At 73.6% G+C, this 22402-nt stretch carries 20 protein-coding genes and 1 riboswitch; of the genes, 10 read left to right on the forward strand and 10 right to left on the reverse strand.

Translation table 11 applies throughout. The features are described from left to right. Nucleotides 1-197: 197 nt before the first annotated feature. Together P3T37_RS18765 and P3T37_RS18770 are read right to left on the reverse strand one after the other, a co-directional pair. On the reverse strand, nucleotides 198-1349 hold the full coding sequence (locus P3T37_RS18765; protein ID WP_280724860.1) for an alpha/beta hydrolase: 1152 nt from the start codon (nucleotides 1347-1349) through the stop codon (nucleotides 198-200). Between the two features lie 77 nt (nucleotides 1350-1426). Continuing rightward, a complete protein-coding gene (locus tag P3T37_RS18770; protein WP_280724861.1) occupies nucleotides 1427-2119 on the reverse strand; it encodes an XRE family transcriptional regulator in 693 nt (230 codons plus the stop codon). A gap of 236 nt (nucleotides 2120-2355) precedes the next feature. After that, nucleotides 2356-2448: riboswitch (cobalamin riboswitch) on the forward strand. A gap of 55 nt (nucleotides 2449-2503) precedes the next feature. Between P3T37_RS18770 and P3T37_RS18775 the strand changes: the two genes are divergently transcribed. The 5 genes from P3T37_RS18775 to P3T37_RS18795 are packed head-to-tail and all read left to right on the forward strand — an operon-like array spanning nucleotide 2504 to nucleotide 9070. Continuing rightward, nucleotides 2504-3478: a cobalamin biosynthesis protein gene (locus P3T37_RS18775; RefSeq protein WP_280724862.1), complete on the forward strand. Its 975-nt coding sequence runs from the start codon at nucleotides 2504-2506 to the stop codon at nucleotides 3476-3478. Next, nucleotides 3475-5001, forward strand: coding sequence for a cobyric acid synthase (locus P3T37_RS18780; protein ID WP_280724863.1), 1527 nt, complete (start codon nucleotides 3475-3477; stop codon nucleotides 4999-5001). Before P3T37_RS18775 ends, P3T37_RS18780 begins: the two co-directional genes overlap by 4 nt. Nucleotides 5002-5036: 35 nt before the next feature. Then, nucleotides 5037-7061: a putative cobaltochelatase gene (locus P3T37_RS18785; protein ID WP_280725001.1), complete on the forward strand. Its 2025-nt coding sequence runs from the start codon at nucleotides 5037-5039 to the stop codon at nucleotides 7059-7061. Nucleotides 7062-7066: 5 nt separating this feature from the next. Next, nucleotides 7067-7672: a cob(I)yrinic acid a,c-diamide adenosyltransferase gene (gene cobO / locus P3T37_RS18790; protein ID WP_280724864.1), complete on the forward strand. Its 606-nt coding sequence runs from the start codon at nucleotides 7067-7069 to the stop codon at nucleotides 7670-7672. 12 nt (nucleotides 7673-7684) lie between these two features. Continuing rightward, on the forward strand, nucleotides 7685-9070 hold the full coding sequence (locus tag P3T37_RS18795; protein ID WP_280724865.1) for a cobyrinate a,c-diamide synthase: 1386 nt from the start codon (nucleotides 7685-7687) through the stop codon (nucleotides 9068-9070). On the opposite strand, the gene P3T37_RS18800 is transcribed toward P3T37_RS18795, so the two are convergent. Continuing rightward, the gene (locus P3T37_RS18800) at nucleotides 9057-9782 is read right to left on the reverse strand and encodes an SDR family oxidoreductase (RefSeq protein ID WP_280724866.1); all 726 of its coding nucleotides are present in this window, start codon (nucleotides 9780-9782) and stop codon (nucleotides 9057-9059) included. The two genes, P3T37_RS18795 and P3T37_RS18800, sit on opposite strands and share 14 nt — an antisense overlap. Before the next feature lie 52 nt (nucleotides 9783-9834). Here P3T37_RS18800 and P3T37_RS18805 point away from each other — a divergent pair, with 52 nt between their 5' ends. Continuing rightward, nucleotides 9835-10353 (forward strand): MarR family transcriptional regulator, encoded by a 519-nt coding sequence (locus P3T37_RS18805; protein ID WP_280724867.1) that lies wholly within the window; start codon nucleotides 9835-9837, stop codon nucleotides 10351-10353. 136 nt (nucleotides 10354-10489) lie between these two features. Beyond that, complete coding sequence (gene cobC, locus P3T37_RS18810; protein ID WP_280724868.1) at nucleotides 10490-11914, forward strand: Rv2231c family pyridoxal phosphate-dependent protein CobC; 1425 nt, start codon at nucleotides 10490-10492, stop codon at nucleotides 11912-11914. Here the strand turns inward: cobC and P3T37_RS18815 are convergent. Continuing rightward, nucleotides 11899-12558 (reverse strand): MerR family transcriptional regulator, encoded by a 660-nt coding sequence (locus tag P3T37_RS18815; protein WP_280724869.1) that lies wholly within the window; start codon nucleotides 12556-12558, stop codon nucleotides 11899-11901. The two genes, cobC and P3T37_RS18815, sit on opposite strands and share 16 nt — an antisense overlap. Before the next feature lie 123 nt (nucleotides 12559-12681). On the opposite strand from P3T37_RS18815, the gene P3T37_RS18820 reads away from it, so the two are divergent. Continuing rightward, nucleotides 12682-13194: a DUF4188 domain-containing protein gene (locus P3T37_RS18820; protein WP_280724870.1), complete on the forward strand. Its 513-nt coding sequence runs from the start codon at nucleotides 12682-12684 to the stop codon at nucleotides 13192-13194. Between the two features lie 83 nt (nucleotides 13195-13277). Here P3T37_RS18820 and glnII read toward each other — a convergent pair whose 3' ends face one another. The 3 genes from glnII to P3T37_RS18835 form a co-directional block, all read right to left on the reverse strand. Then, a complete protein-coding gene (glnII, locus tag P3T37_RS18825; RefSeq protein WP_280724871.1) occupies nucleotides 13278-14300 on the reverse strand; it encodes a glutamine synthetase in 1023 nt (340 codons plus the stop codon). Between the two features lie 215 nt (nucleotides 14301-14515). Next, complete coding sequence (locus tag P3T37_RS18830; RefSeq protein WP_280724872.1) at nucleotides 14516-15463, reverse strand: SCO1860 family LAETG-anchored protein; 948 nt, start codon at nucleotides 15461-15463, stop codon at nucleotides 14516-14518. 964 nt (nucleotides 15464-16427) lie between these two features. Beyond that, nucleotides 16428-17432, reverse strand: coding sequence for an NADP-dependent oxidoreductase (locus P3T37_RS18835; RefSeq protein WP_280724873.1), 1005 nt, complete (start codon nucleotides 17430-17432; stop codon nucleotides 16428-16430). Nucleotides 17433-17533: 101 nt separating this feature from the next. Here P3T37_RS18835 and P3T37_RS18840 point away from each other — a divergent pair, with 101 nt between their 5' ends. After that, on the forward strand, nucleotides 17534-18460 hold the full coding sequence (locus P3T37_RS18840; protein ID WP_280724874.1) for a LysR family transcriptional regulator: 927 nt from the start codon (nucleotides 17534-17536) through the stop codon (nucleotides 18458-18460). 24 nt (nucleotides 18461-18484) lie between these two features. Here P3T37_RS18840 and P3T37_RS18845 read toward each other — a convergent pair whose 3' ends face one another. Then, nucleotides 18485-19162 carry a uracil-DNA glycosylase gene (locus P3T37_RS18845; RefSeq protein WP_280724875.1) on the reverse strand — a complete coding sequence of 226 codons (678 nt, stop codon included), beginning with the start codon at nucleotides 19160-19162 and terminating at the stop codon, nucleotides 18485-18487. Between the two features lie 24 nt (nucleotides 19163-19186). After that, nucleotides 19187-20284 (reverse strand): amidohydrolase family protein, encoded by a 1098-nt coding sequence (locus tag P3T37_RS18850; protein ID WP_280724876.1) that lies wholly within the window; start codon nucleotides 20282-20284, stop codon nucleotides 19187-19189. Nucleotides 20285-20377: 93 nt separating this feature from the next. Here P3T37_RS18850 and P3T37_RS18855 point away from each other — a divergent pair, with 93 nt between their 5' ends. Continuing rightward, nucleotides 20378-21457, forward strand: coding sequence for an aminotransferase class V-fold PLP-dependent enzyme (locus tag P3T37_RS18855; RefSeq protein WP_280724877.1), 1080 nt, complete (start codon nucleotides 20378-20380; stop codon nucleotides 21455-21457). Here P3T37_RS18855 and P3T37_RS18860 read toward each other — a convergent pair. Then, on the reverse strand, nucleotides 21447-22322 hold the full coding sequence (locus tag P3T37_RS18860) for an EamA family transporter (protein WP_280724878.1): 876 nt from the start codon (nucleotides 22320-22322) through the stop codon (nucleotides 21447-21449). The genes P3T37_RS18855 and P3T37_RS18860 overlap by 11 nt on opposite strands. Between the last annotated feature and the right edge of the window lie 80 nt (nucleotides 22323-22402).

Consider the following 22402-nt stretch of genomic DNA (forward strand, 5'->3'; position numbering starts at 1 on the left):
CCGTGCACGGGGCTTCTGTCACATCGAGTTCGGCGCGTCTTTGGCAGCCGGTGACAACCGATGGGCGGAGATGGGGCAAGTGCGCCCAAACCGGGCTGTCCGATCCGCGTGACCTGTGCACGACATTAACATGGCGGAACCGTGTGTGGTCAAGAGGTGACTGACCGCGTGCAGATTCGGAGCGGGTGCACACCCGTTCAGAGAATAGGCGTCAGGAAGCGACGCAGACTCTCCTCGTAACCGGCCGGATCGGCGTTCCAGAGCGCCGCGTGCTCCGCTCCGGGGACGGCGTGCAGGCTCACCAGGTCCGAGCGGCGGTGAGCGAGCCTGGCGGCGTCGTGCCAGGGAGCGATGCCGTCCTGCGGGCTGTGCAGCAGCAGGGTCGGGCCGGGCAGGTCCGCGCCGTCGGCGAGCCGGGCGAAACCGGCCACGTCCACGCCGGTGCGGCCCTCGGCCGCCAGGGCTCCGAGCCTGGCCGCCCCGGCCGGCACGCCCGCGCGGGCCGCCCGGCCGCGCACCGCCGCCGCCGGGTCGAGCACCGGGGAGTCCAGCACCAGGCCGGCCAGCTCCGCGCGGTGCTCCGACCGGGCGGCGGCCCGCAGCACCGTCGCCGCCCCCAGCGACCAGCCGTACAGGATGATCCGGCCGGCACCGGCCTCCTTGGCGAACTGGATCGCCGCCTCGACGTCGTGCCACTCGGTCTCGCCGAAGTGGCCGAGACCGTCCGGTGAGGGCGGCGCACCCTGGTCGCCGCGGCAGCTGACCACCAGCGCCGGCAGGCCCAGCCGATGGAGGACGGGCAGCGCGGGCAGCGCCTGGCGGCGGTCGGCCTCGGGATCGTGCACCAGGATCACCCACGTGCCGCGCAGCGCCGGGACGTACCAGGCGGGCAGCGGGCCGAGCTCGCCCTCGACCAGCACGTCCATGTAGTCCAGGCCGCAGGCCGAGCCGGGATCCCCGCGCAGCACCCGCGGCGTCAGCTCGACCTGCGCGCCGACCGCCGGCGGGCTGCCGGCGCTGAGCTCCAGGCGGCGGGTGACACCCTTCGGGCCGCTGCGCAGCACCTCGCCGACCACCGCGTGGCCGCCGGGCCACTCCAGCGCGTACCGGCCGCGGCGCTCGCTCGCGGCGGTGCGGGTCAGCGTGACGTCCGCCGCGCCGATCGCCTGCACCCGCAGCGGCTGGTCGGCCGAGCGGGCTGCCGACCGGGCGGTCGAGCGAACGGTCGGCTCGGCTGCCGGACCGGACTGGACCGCGAGGCTGGAGACCCGCCGCCCGACGATCAGGACGACGGCCCCCGCTCCGGCGGCGACGGCGGTACCCGCGGCGACGACGATTCCCCAACGCATGGCTCTCCCCGGGGTGGTGAGGGGTTGCTTTCCCCTCAGTTCACCCTGTCGGCGGGCAGGCGGCCACCGCAGCGCCGCTAGACGGGGATACCCGTTTCCGTCGCGGCCAGCAGGGCCCAGAAGCGGCGCTCCAGCGGCTCGGTCGGCTGCTGCGGGTCGTCCGGGGCACTGGAGCCCCAGTACGAGTTGACCTGGTACTCGCCCTGCAGGGCGGCCAGCACGGTGGAGAGCGCGGCGCGCGGCGCCGGGACGAGCCGACCGACCGCCTTCAGCTGCGCCTGCCACCGCCCGTCCACGCACTGGCGCAGCCGCTGCTCCAGCTCCTCGGTCGCCCCGGTCACCTGGACCAGGTCGCGCAGGGTCAGGCCGAGCACCTCGGCCAGCGCCTGGGTCTGCGCCTCGTCGCCGGTCCAGCGCCCGCTGAGCTCGGCCTGCTCGTACGACTTCAGGCCGATCCCGACCTGACGCGCCGTCTGCTCCCGGCCGAGCTCGCGGGCCACCCGGAAGTCGCGCAGGCTGCCCGGGCGCACCCCCATCAGCTGGACCGCCGGGCACCAGAGCGCGCGGGCCAGGGCGATGAACTCCTCCTCGGTGGGGCGCATCTCGCCGCTCTCCCAACCCAGCACGTGGGTCGACAGCAGGCGCACGCCGTGCGCGGCCATCCCGGCCGCGACCTGTTCGGGGGTGAGGCCGAGCCCGGCGCGGTGGGACCGGGCGGCTTGGGGGGAGAACGGGACCGGGGTGGGGGCCGGCTGTCTACTGCGTCGCATGACTTGACGCTAGGGGCGGGAGGGGTGCGGCCCCAGCCGCCGAACGCACGAAGCCGGGGAGCAGGCCCTGAGCGGGCGTTGGATGATTCACCAACGCCGGGCGCGCGGGAGCGGGGGCTACTCGGAGGTAACGACGGTTTCGCTCGCAAGCGGTGGGTGTGATCAAGCACTCCGGGGCGCTGGTTGACTGTCGGTTCCGGCGCGTGATGGGATCCTGGGGCCAATCGGAGGCAAGCAGAGGAAGCCGGTGCGAGTCCGGCGCGGTCCCGCCACTGTCACCGGGGAGCACGCCGCCGAGCGTGTGTCAGGACCCGGAAGCCAGGAGACTCTCGCCCCCGTTACGTCGATCCAGGGCGCGGACCCTGAGTGAGGACACGCACGCCCATGCCGGCAGCCGTTCGCCGCATTTCTCCGAACGTTCGCCGCACCCTTCCCTACGCCACGGGCGCGCTGGCCGGCTATGCCGCCGACGCCCGTTTCGGCGATCCCCGGCGGGGCCACCCGGTGGCCGGCTTCGGCCGGGCGGCCGGGCGGGCCGAACAGGCGCTGTGGCGCGACCACCGCGGCGCCGGGAGCCTCTACACCGCGCTGTGCGTGGGCACCGTGGCGGGCGCGGCGCTGGCCGCCGACCGGGTCGCCGGGCGCGGACGGGTGATGCTTACCGCCGCGGCCGTCTGGACGGTGCTCGGCGGGACCTCGCTCACCCGGGAGGCACGGCTTATCGACAGCGCGCTGCGGGCGGGCGACCTGACGGCCGCTCGGGAACGCCTGCCGCACCTGTGCGGGCGCGATCCGCGCTCCCTGGACGAGCAGCAGATCGCCCGCGCGGTGGTCGAGTCGGTGGCCGAGAACACCGCGGACGCGGTGGTCAACGCGCTGGTCTGGGGCGCCCTGGCGGGCACCCCCGGGCTGCTCGCCTTCCGGGCCGTCAACACGCTGGACGCCATGGTGGGCCACCGTTCGGAGCGCTACCGGCGGTTCGGCTGGGCCTCGGCCCGGCTGGACGACGTGGCCGGCTGGCCGGGCGCCCGGCTGACCGCGCTGCTCACGGTGGCCGCCGCTCCCTCGCCGCGGACCGCCTGGCGGATCTGGCGGCGGGACGGCTCCGCGCACCCGAGCCCGAACGCCGGGCAGGCCGAGTCGGCGTTCGCGGGCGCGCTGGGCGTCCGGCTGGGCGGCACGCTGCGGTACGGCTCCCGCGTGGAGGAGCGGCCGGTGCTGGGCGCCGAGTTGCCGGCGGTCGCGGTGGACGACATCGAACGGGCCTGCGCGCTGTCGCGCCGGGTCGGACTGCTGGCGCTGGGGGTCACGGTGGCCGGACGGTTCGCCGTGTCGGCTCTGCGGAGGGGACGGATATGAGCAACGCACTGCTGGTCGCGGGGACCACCTCGGACGCGGGCAAGAGCGTGGTGACGGCCGGGATCTGCCGCTGGCTGGCCCGGCAGGGGGTGAAGGTCGCGCCGTTCAAGGCGCAGAACATGTCGCTCAACTCGATGGTCACCGCCGACGGCGCGGAGATCGGCCGGGCGCAGGTGATGCAGGCCGCCGCCGCGCGGGTGGAGCCCGAGGCGGCGATGAACCCGGTGCTGCTCAAGCCCGGGGCGGACGGCCGCAGCCAGGTCGTGCTGCTCGGACGGCCGGTCGCGGAAGTCGGCGCGCTCGACTACCGGGAGCGCAAACCCTATTTGCTGGAGCGCTCGCTGGAGTGCCTGGCAGAACTGCGCCGCCGCTTCGACGTGGTGATCTGCGAGGGCGCCGGCTCTCCCGCCGAGATCAACCTGCGCGACCGCGACATCGCCAACATGGGCCTGGCCCGGGCCGCCGACCTGCCGGTCGTGGTCGTGGGCGACATCGACCGCGGCGGCGTCTTCGCCGCGATGTTCGGCACCCTGGCGCTGCTGAGCGCCGAGGACCAGCGGCTGGTGGCGGGCTGGCTGGTCAACAAGTTCCGCGGCGACGCACGGCTGCTGAAGCCCGGCCTGGACATGCTCCACGAGCTGACCGGCCGTCCGGTGCTCGGCACCCTGCCGATGCTGAAGGGCCTGTGGCTGGACGCCGAGGACTCGCTCGACCTCTCCACCGCGGTGGACCGCGAGGACCTCGAAGGTCCGTACGGCGCCGAGGTGTTGCGGGTGGCCGTGCTGCGCTTCCCGCGGCTGTCCAACTTCACCGACCTGGACGCGCTGGCGCAGGAGCCGGGCGTGCTGGTCCGCTGGGCGACCCGTCCCGAGGAGCTGGCCGACGCCGACCTGGTGGTACTTCCCGGCACCCGGGCCACCGTCGCCGACCTGGCCTGGCTGCGCGAGCGCGGCCTGGACCGGGCGCTGCGCGAGCGGGTGGCGGCCGGGCAGCCGGTGCTCGGGGTCTGCGGCGGCTACCAGATGCTCGGACACGAGATCGTGGACGAGGTCGAGTCGAAGGCCGGCGCGGTCGACGGGCTCGGGCTGCTGCCGGTGCGGGTGCGGTTCGGCGCCGAGAAGGTGCTCGGCCGACCGGTCGGCGAGGCATTCGGCGAGCGGGTCGAGGGGTACGAGATCCACCACGGGGTGGTGACCGTGGAGGGCGGGGAGGCGTTCTTGGACGGGTGTCGGCAGGGGTCCGTGTGGGGCACCACCTGGCACGGCGCGCTGGAGAACGACGGCTTCCGCCGGGCCCTGCTGCGCGAGGTCGCGGCGCTGGCCGGGCGGCGGTTCGTCCCCTCCCCCGGCACCTCCTTCGCCGCGGCCCGCGAGGCCCGGCTGGACCGGCTGGGAGATCTGATCGAGGAGCACGCGGACACCGACGCGCTGTGGCGGCTGATCGAGGGCGGCGCCGGCGACGGCCTGCCCTTCGTCCCGCCCGGTGCGCCGGCCGCCCGCGCTATGGAAGGTGAGCGCCTGTGAGCGACGTCCGATACCCCTTCACCGCCATCGTGGGGATGGCCGACCTGCGGCTCGGGCTGCTGCTGAACGCCGTCTCGCCGGCGGTCGGCGGGGTGCTGGTGCGCGGCGAGAAGGGCACCGCGAAGTCGACCATGGTGCGCGCGCTGGCCGGGCTGCTGCCGTCGATCGCGGTGGTCGGCGACTGCCGGTTCGCCTGCGACCCGGCCGCGCCGGACCCGCAGTGCCCGGACGGGACGCACCCGCAGGCCGCCTCGCTCGACCGGCCCGCGCAGCTCGTCGAGCTGCCGGTCGGCGTGACCGAGGACCGGATCGTCGGCTCGCTGGACCTGGAGCGGGCGCTGGCCGAGGGCGTCAAGGCGTACGAGCCCGGGCTGCTGGCCCGGGCGCACCGCGGCGTGCTCTACATCGACGAGGTCAACCTGCTCCAGGACCACGTGGTGGACCTGCTGCTGGACGCGGCGGCGATGGGCCGCTCGTACGTCGAGCGCGAGGGCGTGTCGGTGCGGCACGCGGCGCGGTTCCTGCTGGTCGGCACGATGAACCCGGAGGAGGGCGAGCTGCGGCCGCAGCTGCTCGACCGGTTCGGGCTGACCGTGGAGATCGCGGCCACCCGGGATCCGGTGGAGCGCGCCGAGGTGGTCCGCCGGCGGCTGGCGTACGACGCCGACCCGGCCGGCTTCGCGGCCCGCTACGAGGCCGAGGAGCGGGCGCTCGCCGAGCGGATCACCACCGCCCGGGCGCTGCTGCCCTCCGTCGAGCTGGGGGACCCGGCGCTGCGCCAGATCACCGCGGTCTGCGCGGCGTTCGAGGTGGACGGGCTGCGCGCGGACATCGTGATGGCCCGCACGGCCGTCGCGCTGGCCGCCTGGGACGGGCGGACGGCGGTGGCCGAGGAGGACGTCCGCAAGGCCGCGCAGCTGGCGCTGCCGCACCGGCGCCGGCGCAACCCGTTCGACGCGCCCGGGCTGGACGAGGAGCAGCTGGACCGGACGCTGGAGGAGCACGCGGAGCCGGAGCCGTCGCCGTCTCCGGAAGACGGGCCGGAGGACGGGCCGGAGGATGACGGGCCCGGTGATGGTGGGCCGGACGGTGGCGGTGGCGGTGCTCCCTCGGACCCGACGCCCGACCCCTCCTCGGATCCTGGTGAGACGCCTTCGCAGGACGCTCCCCCCTCCCCGCAGATCCCGAAGCCCGGCTCGTCGCGCGAGTCCGCCCCCGTGGCGGCCGGCGACCCGTACCGGACCCGGCTGTTCAAGGTCCCCGGCACCGGCAAGGGCGCCCAGGGACGCCGCTCCCCCGCGGAGACCGACGGCGGGCAGACGGTCCGCTCGCGCCGCCCGGCCGGCCAGTTGACCCGGCTGCACCTGGCCGCGACCCTGCAGGCCGCGGCTCCGCACCAGGTGGCGCGCGGACGGGACGGTCGGGCGCTGGTGCTGCGGCACGACGACTTCCGCGAGCAGGTGCGCCAGGGACGGGAGTCCAACCTGGTGCTCTTCGTGGTCGACGCCTCGGGCTCGATGGCCGCCCGGCAGCGGATGACCGCCGTCAAGGGCGCGGTACTGTCGCTGCTGATGGACGCCTATCAGCGCCGCGACAAGATCGGCATGATCACCTTCCGCGGCGCCGGCGCGGAGCTGGCCCTGCCGCCGACCTCCTCGGTCGAGGTCGGGGCCGCCCGGCTCGAACAGCTGCCGACCGGCGGCCGCACCCCGCTGGCCGCCGGGCTGCTGCGCGCCCACGAGGTGCTGCGCCTGGAGCGGCTGCGCGATCCGCACCGGCGCCCGCTGCTGGTGGTGGTCACCGACGGCCGGGCCACCGGCGGGCGCGCCGCGCTGGCCGAAGCCGGGCAGGCCGCCGCCCTGTTGGCCGCCCAGGGCACCGCCGCCGTGGTGCTGGACTGCGAGTCCGGCCACGTCCGGCTCGGCCTGGCCCGCACGCTGGCGGGCCAACTCGGCGCCACCGCCGTCACCCTGGACGAACTGCGGGCCGAGGGCGTGGCAGCCCTGGTGCACGCCCACCGCCCCTCCGCCTCCTCCCAGCCGCGTCGAAAGGCAGCGTGACACCCATGCCGCAGGGCCAGCCCTCCACCGTCCCCGAGGACGGTCTGACGACCCGTCAGCGCCGTACCCAGCCGATCACCGCCGTGCACACCGGTCCTGGCAAGGGCAAGTCCACCGCCGCCTTCGGGCTCGCCCTGCGGGCCTGGAACCAGGGCTGGCCGATCGGGGTGTTCCAGTTCGTCAAGTCCGCCAAGTGGAAGGTGGGCGAGGAGAACGCGCTGAAGGTGCTGGGCGCCTCCGGCGAGGGCGGCACGGTGGCCTGGCACAAGATGGGTGAGGGCTGGTCGTGGATCCAGCGCTCGGCCGAGGCCGAGGTGACCAGCGAGGAGGCCGCCAAGGAGGGTTGGGAGCAGGTCAAGCGCGACCTCGCCGCCGAGACCTACCGGCTGTACGTGCTGGACGAGTTCACCTACCCGATGCACTGGGGCTGGGTGGACGTGGACGAGGTGGTGTCGGTGCTCAGGGACCGCCCGGGCTCGCAGCACGTGGTGATCACCGGCCGCTACGCGGCCGAGCCGCTGCTCGAACTCGCCGACCTGGTCACCGAGATGACCAAGGTCAAGCACCCGATGGACGCCGGCCGCAAGGGCCAGCGCGGGATCGAGTGGTAGGCCTCTAGCACCATGGACATCCCCCGCCTCGTCATCGCCGCGCCCTCCTCGGGCGCGGGCAAGACCACCGTGGCCACCGGGCTGATGGCGGCACTGGCCGCCCGCGGCCTGGCGGTCTCGCCGCACAAGGTCGGCCCGGACTACATCGACCCCGGCTACCACGCGCTCGCCACCGGCCGGCCGGGCCGCAACCTGGACGCCTTCCTGTGCGGCCCGGAGCGGATCGCGCCGCTCTTCCTGCACGGCGCGGCCGGAGCGGACGTGGCGGTCGTCGAGGGCGTCATGGGGATGTTCGACGGGGCTTCCGGGCGCGGCGAGTTGGCCTCCACCGCGCACGTCGCCAAGCTGCTGCGGGCACCGGTGGTGCTGGTGGTGGACGGCTCCTCGCAGTCCCGCTCGGTGGCCGCGCTGGTGCACGGGTTCGCGTCCTGGGACCCGCAGGTGCGCCTCGCCGGGGTGATCCTCAACCGGGTCGCCTCCGACCGGCACGAGCAACTGCTGCGCGAGGCGCTGGAGGAGGGCTCGGGCGTCTCCGTGCTGGGCGCGGTGCGGCGCACGGCGGCGGTCGCGACGCCGTCCCGGCACCTGGGCCTGGTCCCGGTGGTGGAGCGCTCGACGCAGGCCGTCCAGGCGGTCCGCGACATGGGCGAACTCATCGCCGCCTCGGTGGACTTGGACGAGATTCTGGCGCTGGCCCGGTCGGCGCCGCCGATCCACGACGAGCCCTGGGACCCGGCGGCGGAGGTGACGGCAGTGGCGGCGACCGCGAACGGACGGCGGCCGCGGATCGCGCTGGCCGCCGGGGCGGCGTTCTCCTTCTCGTACGCGGAGAACGCCGAACTGCTGACGGCGGCCGGGGCCGAGGTACTGCCGTTCGACCCACTGCACGACACGGCACTGCCTGACAGCACGTCAGGACTGGTGATCGGCGGCGGATTTCCCGAGGTCTACGCGGTCGAGCTGAGCGAGAACGCCGGACTCCGCTCCGCCGTCGCCGAGTTGGCTGCCTCCGGTGCGCCGATCGCCGCCGAGTGCGCCGGACTGCTCTACCTGGGACGGGAGTTGGACGGCCGCCCGATGTGCGGCGTGCTGGACACCACGGCCACCATGACCGAGCGGCTCACCCTCGGCTACCGCGAGGCCGTCGCCCTGCACGACAGCCCCCTCGCGACCACCGGCACCCGGGTGCGCGGCCACGAGTTCCACCGCACCGCCTGCACCCCCGCCGCCGGCCCCACCCCCGCCTGGGCCTGGCGCACCCCCACCGGCACCCCGCACACCGAGGGCTTCGCCACCCCCACCGTGCACGCCTCCTACCTGCACGTCCACTGGGCGGGAGCGCCGCAGTTGGCGGAGCGCCTCGTCCAGCAGGCCGCGACCTCCGTCATCTACCGCTGAAGCTACCGCCGTTGACGTGGATGGTCTGGCCAGTGACATGCGAGGCGGCGGGCGAGGCGAGGTAGAGCACGGTGCCGGCGATGTCGGCGGGGGTGCCGGGGCGGTTGTTGAGGGCCTGGGAGACGTTCCAGGCGCGGCGCGCCGGGGCGATGCCCTCGCCGAAGAAGTCGGTGTCCTCGATGTAGCCGGGGGCGATCACGTTGGCGGTGATCCGGCCCGGCCCCAGCTGCTGCGCGAGGGTGAGGTTCCAGGCCTCCACGGCGGCTTTCGAGGCGCCGTAGGAGCCGGAGCCGCCGCGGTGTGCGGCGATCGAGCTGAGGCTGACCACGGCGCCACCTCGGGCGAGCCGGTCACGCAGGGCAGTGGTGACCAGGACCGCGGAGAGCAGGTTGGCGTCCAGGTTGGCCCGCCAGGCGGCGGCGAGACCGGTGAGTCCCTCGGTCGGCTCGGCACCGATGTCGGTGTTGCCGCCCGCGTTGTTGACCAGGACGTCCACCCGGTCGGGTAGTTCGGCGAGGGCGGCCTCCACCTGGGCCGGGTCGGCGGCATCGAAGGCGACGGCCCGCACCAGCGGGCCGAGCGCGGCGGCGGTCTGCGCCAGCACGTCCTTGCGGCGACCGGTGACCACCACCTGGTCGCCCTGCTCCGCGAAGGCGGCCGCGACGGCCCGGCCGATGCCCGTACCCCCACCGGTGACGACGATCTGGCGCATGCGCTCTCCCCGTTTCTCGTTTAGGCCTAAACGTGTGTGCCAGACTAGCAGGATGACGGAACACGGGCAGGACCGGCAGCACGACCTCGCCGCGCGGATCGCCGCCGCCTGGCAGCGCGAGCAACCGCACCTGCCGGTCGGCTCGATCGGCATCCTGACCCGGATCCGGCAGGCCGCCAAGCTGCTCACCGACGACCGCCGCCGCACCCTCACCCGGGTCGGGATGGACGCCGCCACGCTCGACCTGCTCAGCACCCTGCGCCGCGCGGGCGCGCCGTACCGGCTCTCCACCCGCGAGCTGGCGGCGCGATCGCTGATCACCCCGGGCGCCGTCACCCAGCGCGTGGACCGGGCGGTGCGGGACGGGCTGGTCCGCCGACTGCCCGCCGAGAGCGGCAGCCGGGCGGTGCCGGTCGAGCTGACACCGGTCGGACACGCGCAGGTGGAGGCGGCGGTCGCCGACCTGCTGCACTACGAGCAGGAACTGGTGGACCAGGCACTGGACGCCGACGAGCAGGCCGAACTCGCCCGGATGCTAGCGAAGTTGCTCGCCGCGCTGCCGCGTTCCTGAACCCACCGGCCGGCCGCTTCCTGGATGGGCCAGCGCACGACGCTCACCTCGATTGACTCGCTCTCGCGGCGCGTGGTGGGATTCCCGGGGCGCTGGGCCCGGAGTCCTGGGTCCCGGGTGCAGAGGGAGTGAAGCAATGGCGAGCGGCGTGCGGGTGGTCGTCGGTGTGGGCGCGAGCAGCGGTGTGGGCGAGGACGAGGTGCTCGGCCTGATCACCGCGGCGCTCGCCGAGGCGGGCACCGCGGTGGACGCCGTGGCCCGGCTCGCCACCGTCGAGGGCCGGGCCGCCGAGCCCGGGCTGCTCGGCGCCGCGCGCAGACTGGGGGTCCCCCTGGTCGGGCACCCGGCCGCGGAGCTCGCCGGGATCACCGTGCCGCACCCGTCGGCAGCGGTGCTGACCGCCACCGGCACGGCCAGCGTGGCGGAGGCCGCAGCCCTGCTCGGCGGCGGTGAACTCCTGCTGCCGAAGCGGAAGTCGGCGCTGGCGACGGTCGCGCTGGCGGTCGACGCACCGGGCGAGCCCGATCTTCGCCATCACGGCGACGCCGAGGTGCGGGCCGCCGGACTGGTGGACCTCGCCGTCAACGTCCGCACCGGAACCCCGCCCGAGTGGCTGCGGACCCGCCTCGCCGCCACCCTCGCCGACCTCGCCGCCTACCCCGAGCAGAGCGCCGCCCGCGCGGCCGTGGCCGCCCGGCACGGACGTCCCGTCGAGGAGGTCCTGCTCACCTCCGGTGCCGCAGAAGCCTTCGTGCTGCTCGCCCGCACCCTGCGGGCGCGCCACCCGGTCGTCGTGCACCCGCAGTTCACCGAACCCGAGGCCGCACTGCGCGACGCCGGACACACCGTGCGGCGGGTGCTGCTCTCCCCCGCCGACGGTTTCCGGCTCACCGCGGACGCGGTGCCCGAGGAGGCCGACCTGGTCGTGGTCGGCAACCCGACCAACCCGACCTCGATCCTGCACCCGGCCGCCTCGCTGATCGAACTTGCCCGCGAGGGAAGGACGTTGGTGGTGGACGAGGCCTTCATGGACGCCGTCCCCGGCGAGCGCGAGTCGCTGGCGGGCCGGCGCGGACTGCCCGGGCGGGTGGTCGTGCTGCGCAGCCTCACCAAGACCTGGGGCCTGGCCGGCCTGCGGATCGGCTACCTGCTCGGACCGGCCGAGCTGATCGCCGAGCTCAGCCGCGCCCAGCCACTCTGGCCGGTCTCCACCCCCGCCCTGGTCGCCGCCGAACTGTGCAGCGCCCCGGCCGCGTTGGCCGAGTCCGAGGCCGCCGCCGTGGCGACCGGCGAGCACCGGGAGCACCTGCTCAAGGGCCTGGCCGCCTTCGACGACATCCGGGTGCACGGCGAGCCGGCCGCGCCGTTCGTCCTGATCGAGCTGCCCCGCGCGGCCGAGGTGCGGGACCGGCTGCGCGCGACGGGCTTCGCGGTGCGGCGCGGGGACACCTTTCCCGGGCTGGGGACTGACTGGCTGCGGATCGCCGTCCGGGACACCGCGACCACGGACCGGTTCCTGGCCGCGCTGGGCGCCGTACTCGGGGGCTACGAGAGCGTCTGACGCGCGGGGGCCTGCCCCTGGGGCATCGAGCCGGAGACGTGGGCATGCGCTATCCGCCGCAGGGCCAGCAGGACCGGCTCGTTGAGCACGGTGAGCGCCACCACCGCCTCCAGGCGCTCGTCACCGGCCGGATAGCGGCCGACCACCTCCAGGTCGAACCGGGCCACCGGCTCGACCGCCGCCGCGTACGGGCGCAGTTGGGCCAGGTCGCAGGGGTAGCCCAGCCGTTCCAGTGAGGCGACCGCACCCACCAGCATCCAGTAGGCCGGGATGTTGCCGCACTGCTCCCAGCCGAACTCCGCCAGCAGCTCGTCCACCGTCTCCTGGGCCTTCGCCCCCGGCTCCAGCGCCACGCCCTGCGGACCGCCGCCGCCCATCAGCGCGACCTGGGCGGCGCCGAACTGCTCATGCTGGTCCAGGGTTTCGTCCTCGGCCGCCCGCAGCACATCCTTGGTCCGGGCCACCGACATGCCGCCCACCTGGATCAGCGAGCGGACCAACCGCAGCCGGCGCAGGTGCGCCTCGCCGTATTCGGAGCGTGAGGCGGACAGCCGCTCCCCCGGCGGCAGCAGCCCCTCACGCAGGTAGTACTTGATCGTCGCGGTCGGCACCCCGCTGCGGGCGCTCAGCTCGGACAGCCGCATGGCGTGACGTCCTTTCGGAAACCGTTGACCGAAGACCGCCGGGCCCTGGACAGGATCGAGGAGATAGTGCCACTATCCTAACAGGGGATAGTGAAGCTATCCCACAATGCTTCGGAGGTCACCATGCCTGCCCAGCCGGCCCAGTCCGCTCAGCCGAACCGGTCCAGAGTCACCGACACGCACGACGGCGAGGTGGTCGTCTTCCTGATCGGCATGCGGATCAACCGCCTGCGCGCCGTCCGCCAGTGGTGGCCGACCGCCCTGGCGATGCCCCGCATGCTGAAGGAACTGTTCGCCGACCCCGGCTCCGGCCTGCTCGGCGCGCGCACGATGGTCGGCGGCGGGTTCCGCGAGATCACCGTCGTCCAGTACTGGAAGGACGCCGACCACCTGCTCGCCTACGCCGGCGCCGCCGACCGCGCGCACCGCCCCGCCTGGCAGGCGTTCAACCGCCAGGCCCGCAGCAACAACGGCGCCGTCGGCATCTGGCACGAGACCTACGTCGTCCCGGCCGGCGCCCACGAGACGGTCTACGTCAACATGCGCCCCTTCGGCCTCGGCCAGGCCTCCGGTACCCAGCCAGTCGCCTCGCGCGGCGAGCACGCGGCGCAGCGGCTGAACCCTGCGGCGGAGTGAACGCACAGAAGCGCCCGCCCGGTCCCGGGCGGGCGCTCAGTGCTCAGCGCTCAGTGCTCAAGCAGTTAGGCGGGGCAGGCTGTTCAGACCTGGCCGGCCTTCTCCAGCGCGGTGCAGCAGGTGTTGACCAGCAGGCGGGTCACCACGTACGGGTCGACGTTGGCGTTCGGGCGACGGTCCTCGATGTAGCCCTTCTTCTCGACCTCGACCTGCCACGGGATGCGGACCGAGGCGCCGCGGTCCGAGACACCGTAGGAGTAGACGTTCCACGGGGCGGTCTCGTGCTGGCCGGTCAGGCGGGACTCGATGCCGAAGCCGTACTGCTTGACGTGCTCGAGAACGATCTCCTGGCTGGCGCCGAGCGACTCGCAGGCGGTGATGATGGCCTCGTAGCCCTCACGCATGGCCTTGGTGGAGAAGTTGGTGTGCGCGCCCGCGCCGTTCCAGTCGCCGCGGACCGGCTTGGCGTCCAGGGTCGCGTCGATGCCGAACTCCTCGGCGGTGCGGTAGAGCAGGTAGCGGGCGACCCAGAGGTGGTCGGAGACGGTCAGCGCGTCGACCGGGCCGATCTGGAACTCCCACTGGCCGGGCATGACCTCGGCGTTGATGCCGCAGAGCGCGAGGCCGGCCGCGAGGCAGCGGTCCATGTGCAGCTCGACGATCTCGCGACCGAAGACCTCCTCGGCGCCGACGCCGCAGTAGTAGCCGCCCTGCGGGGCCGGGAAGCCGCCCTCGGGGAAGCCGAGCGGGCGCGAGCCCTTGAAGAAGGTGTACTCCTGCTCGATGCCGAAGATCCCCTCCTGCGCCGCGAACTTCTCGGCGATCGGGCGGAGCAGGGCGCGGGTGTTGGAGACGTGCGGGGTGCCGTCGGTCTCGTTCACCTCGCAGAGCACGAGGATGTTGTCGCCGCCGCGGATCGGGTCCGGGAAGGACGCGACCGGGGCGAGCACCCGGTCCGAGGCGTGGCCCTCGGCCTGGCTGGTGGAGGAACCGTCGAAGCCCCAGGTCGGCAGCTTGTCAGCGTTGGCCAGGATCCGAGTCTTGGAACGGAGCTTGGCGGTCGGCTGGGTGCCGTCGATCCAGATGTACTCGGCCTTGATTGCCACGGCGGTTACCTCGCAACTTGAGTGGTGGGTGCCCGCGTAGCGTCGCAAGCCGCCGTTTCCCCGTTGTTCCTCTCATGTAACCAGCATGTGAACCAACTGTCCGAAATGGCACCCTCACGCTGTGAGAGTGCCAGCGGACATGACAGGTGGCAGCTGACGGGTGACGGCTGACGGCTGACAGGTGACAGGTGACAGGTGACAGATTCTGTCAGCGCTCAGTGCTTGTGCGCCGCAGAACGACGGCGCCGGGTCAGCCAGAGCGCACCGCCGCCCGCGGCAAGCAGCGCGGCCGCGCCGCCCGCGATCGTCCCGGTGCCGCTGCTCCCTGTGAAGGCGAGCGACTGGCCGGTCGATGCCTTGGCAGGGGACGCGGACGCGGACGCCGGCGCGGAGGCAGAAGTCGAGGTGTCCGCCACCGCGGCGACGGCAGGCGCGGCAGGCGCGGACGCGGACCCCGAGGTCGGCGCCGACGCCCCTCCCGTCGGCGCCCCCGTCCCACCCGGCTTCACGCAGCTGACCGAGGCGATCGTGATCGTCCCGTCCACCTTCGCCACATTGAGCTGCAGCGGGTTCAGCGCGACGTTCACCACCAGCGCCGCGGCCGCCGCCGTGGTGGACGTCGTGGTGTGCGGGGAGTAGCTGATGTCCACGCTGCCGATCCCCGGCACCGCGACATGCGTCGACCCGTACAGGCTGAGCGTGACGGACTTGCCCAGCACCGTCAGCTTGGCCGGGGCGGTCACCTTCGCCGTGGGCGGCCCGTCCACCGGGCAGCTGACCTCGCTGCTGAGCGCCTGGAGGCCGAGCAGCGTGCTCAGCGGCAGGCCCGGGGCGTGCACGTCGGCGTTGACCAGCTGGACGGAGGCGGCGGCCCCCTGGGCGTCGACGTGGGTGACCGACTTGCCGATGTCGGCCTTGACCAGGGTGACCGGCCCCTGCTGGTCGACGCCGTCCACGTTCGCGGTCAGCATCGAGCCGCTGTGCTCGGCCGGGGACTGCACCTTGTTCAGCGCGATGTCCACCGGGACCTGCACGGCACTGTTCAACAGGCTGACGTTCAGGGCGAGTTCGGCGGTCACCGCGGCGGCCTGGCCCCGGTCGGGCGCAGCGCTCGCCGGGGCGGGCAGCGCCAGCAGGGCGGTGGCAGCGGTCGCGGCGAGCACAGCGGAAGCGGTACGGGTCGAACGGGCACTACGGGTGCTACGGGTGCTACGGATGCTACGGGCGCTACGGATGGAACGAACAGCGGACGGCACGGTGGAACCCCCACGAGTGGTGATGAGAGCGCGCCGCAGAAACGTCACCCCACCGGCGGCCGTCGGCCGCACGAGAACCGGGGGAAGGCTGCGCTCTCGACTGCCGCCATCCTCGGGCGAACGACCCGTCTCAGGAGCAACTCCCGCCCCCGGTTCACTCGTTGGAGTGAGGTTCCCTCCGTTCCGGACTCACGGGCTCACGGGCTCGGGACCTCCGGAGCTCACGGGCTCAGAAGCTCAGGGAAGCCGCCCCCAGCGTCTTGGCCGCCCGAGGCCCTGACCGGCCAGGACCGTGGCAGCGAACACGTCAGCGCCGAACTGATCCGCATCCGTCCCCGCACGATCTTCACCTGGGGTGGTGAACCCGACGCCACCGGTATAACTTCGCGCTTCGCACCTGGATCATCGAACATCTGGGTCCTGACACCGACCGAGACTGGGATCCCGGTGTCGTCGCCGCCGACACGTTGGCAGCGCTCACCCTCGATCCCGGCCAGGCCATCGCGCTATCCCGGAGCTGGCGCGACCTCCCGATCGAACAGATCGGCGAACTACGTCGGCGCAAGAACCTGACGACTCACCTGGACCAGCTCTTGGGCCATCTGGCGCCGGGACCGGACAGAGACCGACTCATCTCCTGGGCCGAGGTGCGCAAGCACTTGCCGTGAGCCATCGCCCCGAAGGTACTCGCGGCACCTGATCTCGAAGTTCAGAGAATGCGCAAGCGCGTTGCCTCGTGACCGGAACCCGCTACTGGCATCGTCAGTGACGGCAAGTCAGATCGGCACGGAAAGTGATCCAGGACCAAAACTCAGCCGCCGCCGACATGCCCAGCCGGCCCTCGCTGGGGTGCCGGGCGCGCCCCGGTCCGTCAGGCGTCCGCCTCGGCCGCCCGCACGATGAGCTTGCCCTGGTTCTCGCCCCGCAGCATCCCCAGGAACCCGTCCACGATGCCGCCGAAGCCCTCAACCACGGTCTCATCGAGCGTGACGCGTCCACTCTGCAGGTGCGGCACGACGAACTCGTACAACTCCTCCTGCACGTCACGGTAGTTGCTGACCAGGAAGCCCTCCATGCGCAGGCTCTTCCCGACAATGTCAGGAAGATTGCGCAGGGCGTAGGGCGTGTCGGTGCTGTTGTACTGGGCGATCGTGCCGATCCGCACGATCCGTCCGTACTCACGCAGCGAGGAGATCGCAGCTTCGAGCTGTTCGCCACCGACATTGTCCATGTAGAGGTCGATCCCGTCAGGCGCAGCCTTGGCGAGCAGCTCGGCTGCCGGGCCCGAGTGGTAGTCGAAGACCTCGTCGTAGCCGACGTGTTCGGTCAGGTAGGCGGCCTTCGCCGCCCTGCCCGCGCTGCCGACCAGCCGTCCCGCGCCCATCAGCCGGGCGAGCCGCCCGGTGGCCGTGCCCACACCGCCGGCTGCCGCCGAGACGAACACGTCCTGCCCCTCGCGGAGTTCGGCGATCCGGGTGAGACCGACGTAGGCGGTCAGGCCGGTGCCGCCGAGGATGCTCAGGTGCGCGGAGAGCGGTACGCCGTCGAAGTGGGGGACGGCACGTGCCTGTTCGGGGGTGACGACAGCGTGGGTGCGCCAGCCCTGCCGGTGGAAGACGATCTCGCCCTCGCGGAGCGCCGGGTCGCGGGAGTCCACGACCCGGCCGACAGTGCGGCCCTCCAAGGGGGCGTTCAGCGCGAAGTCCCCGTCCATCATTTCGCGGTGGTAGGGGTCCACCGACCAGTACAGGTTCTCCACCAGCGCCGTTCCCGGTCCGGGTTCCGGCATCGCGGACTCAACGAAGGCGAAGTGGTCGGGGGTGGGGAAGCCAACAGGGCGGGCGGTCTGGTGCACGGTGAGCGCGGTCTCGGTCATGACGGTGACCGTACGGAGGAATGCGGAGGCTGGGGAGAGGGTTGCGCTCATGGAACGGCCCGATCCATGAAGAGCCCTCATAGAAGCAGGCGGGACCCCCTATGACAGCCGCAGCCCCCGCAGCGCCCGTAGCCCCTGCAGCCCCCGCACCAACCTCGGCTGCCGCCACCGACCTCGCCCCGCACGAGCTCCGCGTCCTCGTGGCCGTCGACCGCGAACGCGGGTTCTCGGCGGCCGCCAAAGTCCTCGGACTGACCCAGTCCGCAGTCTCGCACTCCATCCGCGGGACGGAACGCAAGGTCGGAGCGGTCCTCTTCGAGCGGGGCCGCAAGGGCGCGACGCCCACCGCGGCCGGTGTCGCCGCTGCCGCCCACGCCCGCCGGGTCCTGCGGCTCCTGGACACCCTGGCCGCTGAGGCCCGCAGCGCCGAGCGGGGCACGGTCGCCGGCCCGCTACGCATCGCCGCCTTCCGTAGCGCGGCCCTCTACCTGCTGCCGCCCGTCCTGGAACGCCTCACCGCACGCCACCCCGGCATCGAACCGGAAGTCCGTATCGTGCGCGAGCTGGGCGCGGGCACAGCCGGCGAGGTCGCCCAGGGACGCGCGGACGTGGGCATCGCAACGATCGGCGCCACCCTGCCCGCTGGGCTCATCGGCGGCGTGCTCATCGAGGAGCCCTACGCGTTGGTGCACCCCGTCGGCCACCCCGACCCGCGCTCCCTGCCGCTGGTGGACTGGCACGAGAACTGCGGCTCCTACACCCGCCAATGGTGGGCCGGGCAGGACTGGATTCCGAAGGCGACCTTCCTGACCGAGGACGACGGAGCGGTGCTCTCGATGGTGAGCAGACGACTCGGCATGGCGATCATGCCCGCGCTCTCGCTGAACGAAGCGCCGGACGGCATCGAGATCACCGATCTCGGACCCGAGCGCCCGACCCGTTCCGTGGGCTACATCACCACCCCGGAGCTGGCCTCCAGCGTCTCCGTCCGCGCCCTGATCCGCGAGCTCAGAGCAGCCCGTCAGTGAACCCGGGACGAGCGATCCGCCCGTTTACGGGAGGCGCCAGTCCACCGGCTGCGCGCCCTGCTGGGCCAGCAGGTCGTTGGCCCGACTGAAGGGTCGGGAGCCGAAGAAGCCGCGGTCGGCCGACATCGGGCTGGGGTGCGCCGACTCGATCGCCGGTACCTGGCCGAGCAGCGGGCGCAGGTTGCGGGCGTCGCGGCCCCACAGGATCGCCACCAGCGGGGTGCCGCGGGCCACCAGGGCGCGGATCGCCTGCTCGGTGACCTCCTCCCAGCCCTTGCCCCGGTGCGCCGCCGGCTTGCCGGGCGCGGTGGTGAGGGCCCGGTTGAGCAGCAGTACGCCCTGCGCCGTCCAGGGCGTCAAGTCCCCGTTGGAGGGCGGCGGGTAGCCGAGGTCCTGGCCGTACTCGCGGTAGATGTTGACCAGGCTGCCCGGGATCGGCCGGACCTCGGGCGCGACCGAGAAGCTCAGCCCCACCGCGTGCCCGGGCGTCGGGTACGGGTCCTGTCCGACGATCAGCACCCGGACGTCGGCGAACGGCTGCTGGAAGGCCCGCAGCACGACGGGTCCGGCCGGCAGGTACGTTCTGCCGGCGGCCAGTTCGCCGCGTAGGAAGTCACCCATGGCGGCGACCCGCCCGGCCACCGGCTCCAGGGCCTGGGCCCAGCCGGGTTCAACGATCTCGTTCAGCGGACGCGGTGCCATGTCCGCCACTCTATCGGCCCAGCGTCAGGCGACCGGGCGGCCCCGCAGGACCACCAGCTGGGGGTCCGCCAGGACCCGGACGTCGGCGCGCGGGTCGCTCGCGTAGACGACCAGGTCGGCCGATGCCCCCTCGGTCAGGCCGTCCCGGCCCAGCCACCCGCGGGCGCCCCAACTGGCCGCCGAGAGTGCGGCGGTGGGCGTCAGGCCGGCCTTGACCAGTTCGGCCACCTCGTCCGCGACCAGGCCGTGCGCGAGCGAGCCGCCGGCGTCCGTCCCGACGAAGATCGGCACGCCGGCGTCGTTCGCCGCGCCGACGGTGTCGTAGCGGCGTTCGTGCAGCCTGCGCATGTGGGCCGACCAGGCGGGGAACTTGGCCTCGCCGCCGTCGGCCAGGGCGGGGAAGGTCGCGATGTTCACCAGGGTCGGCACGATGGCCACCCCGCGCTCGGCGAACTGCGGGATCAACTCCTCGGTGAGGCCGGTGGCGTGCTCGACGCAGTCGATGCCGGCGGCCAGCAGGTCCGGCAGCGACTCGGCGGCGAAGCAGTGCGCGGTGACCCGCGCGCCCTCGGCGTGCGCGGCGGCGATGGCGGCGCGCAGCGCGTCGGCGGGCCAGCAGGCGGCCAGGTCGCCGCGGTCGCGGTCGATCCAGTCGCCGACCAGCTTGACCCAGCCGTCACCGCGCCGGGCCTCCTGGACCACGTACTCGGCCAGCACCTCCGGCTCGATCTCGTGCGCGTAGTTGCGGATGTAGCGGCGGGTGCGGGCGATGTGGCGGCCGGCCCGGATGATCCGCGGCAGGTCCTCGCGGTCGTCGATCCAGCGGGTGTCGGCGGCGGAGCCGGCGTCGCGGATCAGCAGCGTGCCGGTGTCGCGGTCGGTGAGGGCCTGCTTCTCGCTGGTCGCCTCGTCCACCGCGCCGTGCGCGTCCAGGCCGACATGGCAGTGCGCGTCCACCAGGCCGGGCAGCACCCAGCCGCTGACCGTACGGACGTCGGCGGCAGCGGCGCCGGCCGGGCGGTCGTACGTCACCCGGCCGTCCACGACCCAGAGTTCGTCCCGGACGTCCTCGGGGCCGACCAGCACCCGGCCCTTGATGTGCAGCACCGCGGCATCGTTCATGGGCGAACTCTACGACGCGCGGTCGCCGGGCGTGAGGCGGGTCTGCGGCAGACTGGGTCAGCAGCCGTGTCCGCCCCGCGAAAGGCCTCACCCGTGACCGAGTTCCTCGACCTCCCGCCGCTCACCGCCGCGCGTTTCGCGGCGATCGAGGACCGGGTGGCGGCTCTGCTGCGGACCCGCAACGACGTGGTGGTGATGCAGGGCGAGGCGCTGCTCCCGCTGGAGGCGGCGGTCAGGGGCGCGGCGCACCCGGGCAGTACGGCGCTGAACATCGTGACCGGCCCGTACGGCCAGACCTTCGGCGGCTGGCTGCGCGACGGCGGGGCCAAGGTGGTCGACCTCGCCGTCCCGTTCGACACCGCGGTCACGGCCGAGCAGGTGGACCAGGCGCTGCGCGACCGCCCGGAGACCGACTTCGTCTCGCTGGTGCACGCCGAGGCGGCCACCGGGAACACCAATCCGGTCGCCGCGATCGCCGCCGTGGTCCGCGAGCACGGCGCGCTGCTGATGCTGGACGCGGTCGCCTCGGTGGCCGCCGAACCGCTGCTGACGGACGCCTGGGGCGTGGACCTGTGCGTGGTCGGCGGGCAGAAGGCGATGGGCGGTCCGGCGGGGGTCTCGGCGGTGGCGGTGAGCCCGCGCGCCTGGGAGCGGATCGCCGCCAACCCGGCCGCGCCGCGCCGCTCGTACCTCTCGCTGCTGGACTGGCGCGAGCGGTGGACGGCGGCCGGACGCACCGTCCTGCCGCACGCACCGGCCCAGTTGGAGATGCTGGCGCTGGAGGCCTGCCTGGACCGGATCGACGCGGAGGGCCTGGACGGCGTGCTGGCCCGGCACCGCGCGGCGGCGACGGCGCTGCGTGCGGGTGTGCTCGCGCTCGGCACCCTGACGCCGTACGTCCGGCGGGCCGAGGACGCCGCGCCGGTGGCCACCACGCTGCGCACCCCGCCCGGCCTGGACGCGGCCGCCCTCGCCGCCGACGTGCTGCGCGCCGACCCGGGCGTCCCGGTGCAGGCGGCGGGCGGTGCACTGGCCGGCGAGGTGCTGCGGGTGAACCACTACGGCCCAGCCGCCGCGCCCGAGACCGTGCGGCGCACGCTGGCCGCGCTGGCCACCGCTCTGCGCGGGCGCGGGCTCCCCGCCGACACGGCAGCGGCGGGGATTACAGGCTGACCAGCACGATGCCGCCGGTGACGATCACCGCGCAGACCAGGCGGTGGCGGCCGAAGGCCTCCTTGAAGAAGAGCGCACCGATGCCGGCGGCCAGGATGATGCTGGTCTCGCGCAGCGCCTCGACCCGGGCGACGTCGCCCAGGGACAGTGCCGCCAGCATCAGGGCGTAGGAGAGCAGCGCGGCCAGGCCGCCGAGCAGGCCGGTGCGCCAGGTGGTGCGCAGGTAGTCCAGCACCCGGCGGCGGCGGACGGCCACGGCGATCACCGGCATCGGGACGCTCTCCACGAGGAACAGGTAGACGGTGTAGCTCAGCAGGCTGCCCGAGCCGGCCGAGCTGTGCAGGCCCGCGACGGCCGCCGCGTGCAGGCCGGCGGCGTCGGAGGCGGTGTAGCCGGCCACGCACAGGCCCGCGACGAGCGCGTACGCGATGGGCAGCGGACGGAATCCGGCCCGTCCGCCGGTCAGCACCAGGCTGGTGATGCCCGCGGAGATCAGCACAACTCCCGTCCAGGCCAGGGCGGTCAGCGACTGGTGCAGCAGCAGCACCGCCAGCACGGCGACGACGAGCGGGGAGACCCCGCGGATGATCGGGTACATCTGGCCGAAGTCGCCGAGCTGGTAGGCCCGTACGAGGCAGAGCCGGAACACCGTGTTGAGCGCGAGCGAGACGGCGATGAAGGCCCAGGCGGCAGCCGACGGCGGTGCGGTGAAGGGCGCCGCGGCCGCGCAGATCACCAGGGCGGTCGCGTCGACCACCCCCACCGCGGTCAGGCGGTCGCTGCCGGACTTCACCGCCGCGTTCCAGGAGGCGTGCATGAGCGCCGAGGTCAGCGCGAGGACGGTTGCGAGCAGTGAGCTGGACACGAAGGCCGACGCTACACGAGGAACGGCCAAGTTGTCTGTACAACTTTGCCCATCGAGACGCCGGCCGGAACTGTTTCCGC

It is taken from the genome of Kitasatospora sp. MAA4 (genome assembly GCF_029893355.1).
Classification (GTDB): domain Bacteria; phylum Actinomycetota; class Actinomycetes; order Streptomycetales; family Streptomycetaceae; genus Kitasatospora.